Origin of the sequence: Lactobacillus sp. UMNPBX15, assembly GCF_002553785.1 — a bacterium.
GTDB lineage: Bacteria > Bacillota > Bacilli > Lactobacillales > Lactobacillaceae > Lactobacillus > Lactobacillus crispatus.
Genome location: NZ_PCYV01000063.1, coordinates 1 through 3,140, shown reverse-complemented (window position 1 = coordinate 3,140; position 3,140 = coordinate 1). Strand labels below are relative to the sequence as shown.

4 protein-coding genes are annotated in these 3,140 nt (G+C 32.3%); all 4 read right to left on the bottom strand.

The window, feature by feature from the left end; genetic code table 11:
- Window positions 1-27: 27 nt before the first annotated feature.
- A complete protein-coding gene (locus CP366_RS10250) occupies window positions 28-390 on the bottom strand; it encodes an HTH domain-containing protein (protein WP_089148125.1) in 363 nt (120 codons plus the stop codon).
- 17 nt (window positions 391-407) lie between these two features.
- The gene (locus CP366_RS10245) at window positions 408-1,208 is read right to left on the bottom strand and encodes an SDR family oxidoreductase (RefSeq protein ID WP_089148094.1); all 801 of its coding nucleotides are present in this window, start codon (window positions 1,206-1,208) and stop codon (window positions 408-410) included.
- A 288-nt stretch (window positions 1,209-1,496) separates the two neighbouring features.
- Window positions 1,497-2,807 (bottom strand): GntP family permease, encoded by a 1,311-nt coding sequence (locus tag CP366_RS10240; RefSeq protein WP_089148093.1) that lies wholly within the window; start codon window positions 2,805-2,807, stop codon window positions 1,497-1,499.
- Between the two features lie 12 nt (window positions 2,808-2,819).
- The gene (locus tag CP366_RS10235) at window positions 2,820-3,098 is read right to left on the bottom strand and encodes an enolase C-terminal domain-like protein (RefSeq protein ID WP_089148126.1); all 279 of its coding nucleotides are present in this window, start codon (window positions 3,096-3,098) and stop codon (window positions 2,820-2,822) included.
- Window positions 3,099-3,140: the final 42 nt, after the last annotated feature.

The window sequence follows — 3,140 nt, the reverse complement described above, 5'->3', positions numbered from 1 at the left end:
ATTAAAAAATCAATTTACGAGAAAGATCTATTTACACAAAAGATTTGACAGTTTCATCTGATCAGCAAGATCATCAAGGGTGATAAAACTCTTATTACTGATAAGATGATAAATAATAAAAGATTCTCTTTTTACTGGATCATTTAAATCCAATTCACCTTTAAGAAACTGAGTTTCTAAATGTAAAAAGTCCGGATAGTTATTTATAATTAATTGATATCTATTAGACTCCTTTAAAACTTGTGCCGTATCTCCCAATACATTGTTTAATTCATTAATTCTGTTAGTAACAGTTCTTTTTGAAACATTTCCATAATAAGCAATATCCTGTGTTGTCATAGAGCCATTTTCAATGAGAAGTTTTAAAAGCTTAAATAAGTAACTATCCATTTTTATCCCCTCTGTCTCTAGCCTCTTGACTTGCCTCCTGCTACATTAATGGTTACCCCTGTAATATAGCTTGATCTATCTGATAACAAGTAGGCTACTAAATCTGCTACTTCATACAAATGGCCACTTCTACCCATTGGAGTAGTTGTTGTGCTCTTATAACCTGCTCTTAATTGATCTACTGTAATATTTCTAGTGTAAGCTAGTGCATTTTCATAACTTGGGGTTCTTAAGCCAGTTGCTTCCATAATCCCAGGAGCTACACCTGCTACACGTACATTAAATTTACCAAGTTCTTTTGCCCACGAACGAGTAAATCCATTGATTGCACCCTTAGTAGCTGAATAAATGCTTTGACCTTGTGAGCCCTCAAGACCAGCTTCACTTGACATATTAACGATTACACCGTGTTTTTGGTTAACTAGATATCTACCGACTGCTTGTGACATTAACATCACGCTCTTAACATTAACGGTAAACATCTTTATCCAATCTTTTTCAGTCATTTCATATTGACTTTCTGGTTTCTTGTCATCTACTAAAAGTCTTGGTAAGTTAATACCTGCGTTATTTACCACACCGTCTAAGTGATCATATTCTTTTATGGTTGCTTTTACTGTGGCATCCACATCATCTTTATTAGTTACATCTGTTTGATAGAAAGTTAGATTTTCATGTGTCACTTTAGGTTCATTTAAATCAGCATCTACAACTTTTGCACCTTGTTCAAGCAACTCTTTTACAATGGCTGCTCCAATCCCTGATGACCCGCCAGTTACAATGTAAACTCTGTCTCTAATGTTTAACCAATCTGTCATTTTTATTTCCTTTCTATGTTTCTGATTACATTATTAGTATAGTGCAATCGCTTACATAGCTTAATAACCTCTTTTTCTTGTCGATTGGAAAATATAAGTATCATGTTTAATTGAAACTTATATATTAAGATTTAACATAATTGGGATATCTGCCATATTTTGTAAAGAATATAATTGCTTTTAAATTTTGCAATCTGCTTTTAGTTAAATTAAAAGAGTCTTACACCGAAATACTTAATTATAATATCGCTGCAAGACTCTTTGTTATTAGTCTAATAAAGATTTAAATTAAACAATACCTACACTAAACATAATGTAACCAATAACCATTGCTATAAATGGATTAACAACACAAGTTACGAATATATATGGATAGGAATCTTTTAATTTTACATGAGCTACTGAACTTGCCACAACAGGACCACTCGAGAACGGTGAACATCCAGTCCAACCTGAAGACATAACAGCTAATCTATGTAAAGCTGAAAAATTCAAATTCATTGTTGCTAAATGTGTACCAAACGAATTTAACCAAATACCAATACCGCCACTCGCAGAACCTGAAATTCCAGATGCCACACTTACGACTATCATAGAAATCAAATAAACATTGGAATGATTATTTGACAATGCTTTAACAACTTGTGCAAACTGTGGAGAAATTGTTGCAACTCCACCAAAAGCAACTACAGCAGAAGTAGTCATTAAAGCATTAATACCATTTTGTGTGCCAGTTTCAATTGTTTTTTCTAAATGTCCTTTTAATGGCTTGTAGAAAAAGATAAATGCTAAAAGATTTGCAACAAACATAGCAATAACTACAGAAAAGTTAGCATCTAATTTATTTTTTAAAACAAAGATTAAAACTAACATTACAACAATTGGTAAAATAGCTACCCAAAAGTTAATTGATTGAGCTTTTTCTTCTTCTTTTTGATCAATAGACTTATCCAAAACCTCGAAATGCTCGCCTTTATCACTACATTTCTTTTGAGCATGTTTTAAATATAGATAGTTAGCAATAAAAACATATATGCCACAGACAATACCAATCGTGGCACCAGCATAAATATTAGTATGGAAATACTGGGTTGGCATAATATTCTGAATTTGTGGACTCCCTGGTAATGTAGTCATACAAATCGTAGCTGCAATACCTAAAATTGTAGCTGGAAATAACTTAATTGGAATATCTGCTTCTTTAAAAAGAATTACGGCTATAGGATATAAAGTAAAAGCCACTAGATAAGTCATAATCCCCCCATAAGACAAAATTAATGTGACAATCAGTAGAACCAGAATTACACTACTTTTTCCAATTTTATTTACTAAAGTAGAAGCTATTTTAGATGCAGCTCCACTATCTGACATCACTGCACCAAATAAAGCTGAAAGAAAGAAAATTAAGAAAAAGTCTTTTACATAATTTCCCATAGTAGTGGCATAACCTTGAGATAAGCCTTTCCACAAATCTATACCACCAATTAAAATTGCAGCCAAAGAGGCAATCAATGATGCAGGCACCATATTAACACCCTTAAAGATCAAAACAATTAGTATCGCAATGGCAACAATAACACTTAAAATATACATAAACATTTTTATCACCACTTAGATTTCGTATTTTTTCACTTTATTCCAATCCAATTCAATTCCTAATCCAGGCTTATTTTCAGACAAAATATAATTCATCTTTTCATCAGTCTTAAAAGGTTCTTTCATAAGATCAGTTCTTAATGGGTTATAATTTTCCTCTGATTCAACAGGATATGCATTCGGAATTGCTGCTGCCATTTGCAAACTTGCTGCAAAATGAATTGCTCCACCAAATGAATGCATTGAAACTTGCTTATAATGAGCTTCTGCTTCAGCAGCAATTTTTCTACCCAAAGTCAAGTATTATCAATGATTTAAGAAAATAAATTTACTTGT

What these genes read in the sequence shown, in the direction of transcription:
- CP366_RS10250 (WP_089148125.1), bottom strand. Translation starts at nt 390, where the DNA reads ATGGATAGTTACTTATTTAAGCTTTTAAAACTTCTCATTGAAAATGGC.
- CP366_RS10245 (WP_089148094.1), bottom strand. Translation starts at nt 1,208, where the DNA reads ATGACAGATTGGTTAAACATTAGAGACAGAGTTTACATTGTAACTGGC.
- CP366_RS10240 (WP_089148093.1), bottom strand. Translation starts at nt 2,807, where the DNA reads ATGTTTATGTATATTTTAAGTGTTATTGTTGCCATTGCGATACTAATT.